At 30.8% G+C, this 4,435-nt stretch carries 7 protein-coding genes; all 7 read right to left on the reverse strand.

The window, feature by feature from the left end; all coding sequences use genetic code 11:
• Window positions 1-168, reverse strand: a 168-nt coding sequence (locus SOR60_RS10495) for an HAD family hydrolase (protein WP_407654220.1), incomplete at its 3' end; no start/stop codon positions are given.
• Window positions 169-170: 2 nt separating this feature from the next.
• Window positions 171-785: a dihydroxyacetone kinase subunit L gene (locus SOR60_RS05020; RefSeq protein ID WP_320595380.1), complete on the reverse strand. Its 615-nt coding sequence runs from the start codon at window positions 783-785 to the stop codon at window positions 171-173.
• Between the two features lie 9 nt (window positions 786-794).
• Complete coding sequence (locus tag SOR60_RS05025) at window positions 795-1,802, reverse strand: dihydroxyacetone kinase subunit DhaK (RefSeq protein ID WP_320595381.1); 1,008 nt, start codon at window positions 1,800-1,802, stop codon at window positions 795-797.
• Window positions 1,803-1,814: 12 nt separating this feature from the next.
• Window positions 1,815-2,477 (reverse strand): class II aldolase/adducin family protein, encoded by a 663-nt coding sequence (locus tag SOR60_RS05030; protein ID WP_320595382.1) that lies wholly within the window; start codon window positions 2,475-2,477, stop codon window positions 1,815-1,817.
• Between the two features lie 20 nt (window positions 2,478-2,497).
• Complete coding sequence (locus SOR60_RS05035; protein WP_320595383.1) at window positions 2,498-3,841, reverse strand: PTS galactitol transporter subunit IIC; 1,344 nt, start codon at window positions 3,839-3,841, stop codon at window positions 2,498-2,500.
• Between the two features lie 11 nt (window positions 3,842-3,852).
• The gene (locus SOR60_RS05040) at window positions 3,853-4,134 is read right to left on the reverse strand and encodes a PTS sugar transporter subunit IIB (protein ID WP_320595384.1); all 282 of its coding nucleotides are present in this window, start codon (window positions 4,132-4,134) and stop codon (window positions 3,853-3,855) included.
• Between the two features lie 3 nt (window positions 4,135-4,137).
• On the reverse strand, window positions 4,138-4,435 hold a 298-nt coding region (locus tag SOR60_RS05045; RefSeq protein WP_320595385.1), incomplete at its 5' end, for a PTS sugar transporter subunit IIA.

Genomic DNA, 4,435 nt, shown 5'->3' on the forward strand with positions numbered 1-4,435 from the left:
TTTAAATCCTTGATATGGTCTTCCAGTACATATTACTATTTGAAATCCTCTGTCTGATAATTTCTTGATAGAGTTTATATTCTCTTTGGATAGTTCCCTATTTCCATCTAACAAAGTTCCATCTAAATCAAAGGCTATTAACTTTATAGGTCTCATTGTATCATACATTTTTAATTGTAGTAGGAGCTTAACGCTTCAAACAATAGTTTCCCAACATAAGCACCACCATCTATGTGACCAAGCGTTTTTTCCCCATGATAAGAAGCTCTTCCGTGTTTACTAACAAAGTTTTTAGTTTCTATTGCACCTTTTTCTGCTTCCTCTGCCATAGACCTAGCTAATATTTTAAAACCTTTATTTTTAAGATTTTTTGTATTTTCTATAGCCGGAATAAGTGAATCAAGTATAGTTTTTTCTCCTATTTTTGTTCCTGTTTTACTTACAATATTATTTACACCTGATTTTAAAGCTTCGTATAGCTGTTCACTATTTAATTCAGTAATTCCCTTAGTTGCTTTTGCCATCCCAATCATTCCAAAAGATAATATTGTACCTAAAGAAGATGGTGCACTTTCATTAAAGTCTCTACTCATCTTCATAAACACTTTTCCAATATCTGTTTCTTCTTGATCATAGTTATTAAGCATACCCTTAAAACCTTGATACATAGAAATTCCTAAATCTCCATCTCCAAATAATTGATCTAACTCTAATAGATATTCTTTGTTGTCCTTCATAAGTTTTTCTATGCTTTTATTTATTAAAAATATATCTTTATTATTCATATAATTCACCTATTTATTGAAATTAGTATAAAATGGTGTGCTTGAAACTTCTGTTAATAATTGTTTCAACTCATCATTCAATTTGAAAAATGTTATTGAAAGACCTGCCATTTCCATAGAAGTGGCGAAGTTACCAATATGTGGTTGAATTATATTTACTTTTTTATCTTTAAGTAAATCATATAATCTATTATATACAATATACATTTCATCTAATGGAGTTGCTCCTAAACCATTAATCATAACAGATAACTCATCATTTTCTTTTAATTCAATTTCTTCTAAGAGTTTATCTGTAAGTTGTTCAGCTAGTTTATCAGCTGTCATCATTTTTTTTACTTCAATTCCAGCTTCACCATGAATCCCCATTCCTATTTCTATTTCATCATCTTTTATTTCAAAAGTTGCTTTACCAGCTTCAGGTACTACACAAGGGCTAAGTGCAACACCAATAGTTCTTATATTTTCTAAAGCTTCTTTAGTTATCATAGAAACTTTATCTAAATCATAACCTTTGTCTGCAGCAGCTCCAGCAATCTTATATGCATAAACAATACCTGCAACTCCTCTTCTTTGATCCTTTTTATCAATGGGTGCACTGGCTATATCATCTTTTACTGCTATTTTTAGAGTTTTTATATCATCAAAATCAGTCATTTCCGTTGCCATATCGAAGTTCATATTGTCTCCACCATAGTTACCATATAAACATAATACGCCTTTACCGTAATCACATTCTCTGATTAATTTTTCCATTTTAGATGACGATGGTGAAGCAAAAACATTACCTATTGCACAACCATCAAGCATTTTATCTCCCACATACCCTAAAAATAATGGTAGATGTCCACTACCCCCAGCAGTAACAATCCCTACCTTGTCTGTTTTAGGGTTTTCCTTCCTTATTAGCATTCTAAAATCATCATCTAATAATTGATATTTATCTGAGTGAGCTTTAATTAAACCTTCTACAAAATCTTTAGTATAATCTTCTGGTTTATTAATTATTTTTTTCATTTAAAATCCTTTCTAGTCCTCAAGATTTAATTTTTCAGGATATTTCCAAACATCAAAATCCTTTTGTGTAAATGACTCTGGCTCCTTGCCATTGTTTATCATTAGTACATTAAAATAAATTTCTGCAATATCCTCTAAATATTGCATTGTTACATATGCTTTTTCTAAATCCTCACCAATACCCACTGCACCATGTTTTTCCATTAAAAATGCATTAGCTATCTTGCATGATTCTATAACTGTTTTTGCTAACTCAGGTGTACCAGGTGTTGCAAAAGGAGCAACTGGAATTCTTGCTTCTTTTAATCCCATTGAAGCTAATTCATAAACTAATGCAGGTATTTCTTTGTTTAAAACAGCAAAACTTGTAGCGTACTTAGAGTGTGTATGAGCTACTCCAAATATATCCTCTCTTGTTTTGTATATTTGCAAATGCATCATTGTTTCACTTGATGGTCTTCTACCTTCCTTAGCCTCAATTATGTTCCCATCTAAATCCACAATGATTATATCATCTGTTTTAAGTTTCATTCTATCTAAACCTGCTGGAGTCACAGCAACATATCCTGTTTCTTTATCTCTCTCACTAAAATTTCCTGAACCAGGTTGGCATAATCCTTTTTGTTGTGCATCTTTAGAAATTCTTATTATATTTTTCTTTAATTCTTCTAACATATAATTCTCCTTACTAGTTATTATTCATCTACTTTTTTATTCTTCATTGAATTTTTAATATATATAACAGATAATGAAAAAAATATAACTATAGCAATTATACCTACAATATTAAATGCAAAAGCTTCTGAGATAGCCCATCTAAATATTGGAGCCTCAACTCCAAAGTATGTGATAAATTGTCCTGCAGGTATTTCTATTGTTCCAACTTGTTTTGCAAGTTCAGTTACTGCAGGTGCAAAAACACTTGATACAAATAAATATGCAGGTGTAAATAGTACTGATAATATTGTCATTTTAATGATATCACCGTTTGTAACTATTAATGCTGGTACTACCACAATAACGTTTACTATTCCAGCAAGTGGAAGCACTGAAGTCCATCCAAATTTTGCAAATAGGAATGCCAACGCAATTTCAATAGGTACTAATATTATTGAAACAACCCAAATTTCTGATCTACCTGCCATAAATGGCCAATCAAGACCTATTTGAATTTCTCTATCTTTATATTTATTTTTCATATAGTTACTAGCATAGTCTGATATAGGTTGCAATGATTGCATAAATAACTTAGCTACCATAGGGAAAAGAACCAATGATGCTGATACTTTTATACCTACATTTAAAATTTCAGATAATCCATATCCAGCTATAATCGCTAATAGAGATCCTACTAATAATCCCATTACACTATTTTCACCAAATATACCGATTTTTTCTCTTAAACTATCTGAATTAAAAGATTTTCCTCCTAATGCAGGTATTGAGTCTAAAATTTTATTCACAGGTGCCATCAAAGCACATTGAAAAGTCATATAATGTGTACATGTAACACCAGGTATACCTGTTAAGCTTTGAATCCTTTCGTGATTTGCATCTGCCATTTTTAACTCAATAACTATTTGAATAACAGCAGCTAAAAATCCGAAAATTAAGCTTCCTGATATTGCATTAACCATTGTTGCTGTAAATATTTTCCCCCATACATTCCACATATCAACATTTAGAGTATCTGTCCATTTAAAACCTATTAATACTAAATTTATAACAATTTGTATTGGAAACATTAATAAAGCATATGGCCATGCCCACGCAATAGCACTCATTGGTGTCCATCCAACATCTACTGAATTAAGTTGAATACCTGTTCTTTCAACTAAAGCTTGTGCTACAGGACTTATTGTTCCAAACATAAAGTCTAATACAAGGCTCATTCCAGTAAAAGCAACACCCAGTGTTATACCAGAAATAATTGCTCTTTTTTTAGGCATCTTAAATATCAATCCAATTATAATCATAATTATTGGTAAAAATATTGCAGCTCCTAAACCCAAAATATAATTAACTATTTGACCTAACATAATATTATCTCCTAATTATTTATATATCCCTTTAATTTTTCATATTCCTCTTCCATACCCATACCTGTTAGAAAGGCAATACCATTTATTTTTGGTATATTATCATATGTTTTTCCACCTGGCATAATAGAAACATATATATCGACAGAGTCTATTATATTTTCTAGTGACTTTATATCTACGGCCTCCACTGTAGCTCTTATACCATCATCTTCTAACATATTATTTATTTTAGAAGCAACCGTTTGACTTGTTGCTACTCCTGAACCACATGCTACTACAATTCTTTTCATTCTTTACTCCTTTATTAAATTTTCTAATTCTTCTTTTATTTCATTACCGCTTTTTGAATTTTTTATTTTCTTTAACAATTCTTTGTCACTAAATATACTCATTAATTTAACTAATAATGGCACTTGTGATTTGGGGTCAGCTACAGCAAGCATAAATACCAAATCAACTCCTATATTTTCATTTGGATCTTCCATATTTTTAAATTTAACCTTATTCGATAGGGTAGCTACTGCTATAGCAGCTGATTTTACATGTTTTGGGTCAGTATGAGGTATTGCAACTTTTATTTCACCAGTGTTA

The sequence above is a fragment of the Anaerococcus porci genome, assembly GCF_034090325.1.
In the GTDB taxonomy this organism is placed as follows: domain Bacteria; phylum Bacillota; class Clostridia; order Tissierellales; family Peptoniphilaceae; genus Anaerococcus; species Anaerococcus porci.

Excerpts from the sequence above, each read along its gene's own strand:
- SOR60_RS05020 (WP_320595380.1), bottom strand. The coding sequence starts at position 785 with ATGAATAATAAAGATATATTTTTAATAAATAAAAGCATAGAAAAACTT.
- SOR60_RS05025 (WP_320595381.1), bottom strand. The coding sequence starts at position 1,802 with ATGAAAAAAATAATTAATAAACCAGAAGATTATACTAAAGATTTTGTA.
- SOR60_RS05030 (WP_320595382.1), bottom strand. The coding sequence starts at position 2,477 with ATGTTAGAAGAATTAAAGAAAAATATAATAAGAATTTCTAAAGATGCA.
- SOR60_RS05035 (WP_320595383.1), bottom strand. The coding sequence starts at position 3,841 with ATGTTAGGTCAAATAGTTAATTATATTTTGGGTTTAGGAGCTGCAATA.
- SOR60_RS05040 (WP_320595384.1), bottom strand. The coding sequence starts at position 4,134 with ATGAAAAGAATTGTAGTAGCATGTGGTTCAGGAGTAGCAACAAGTCAA.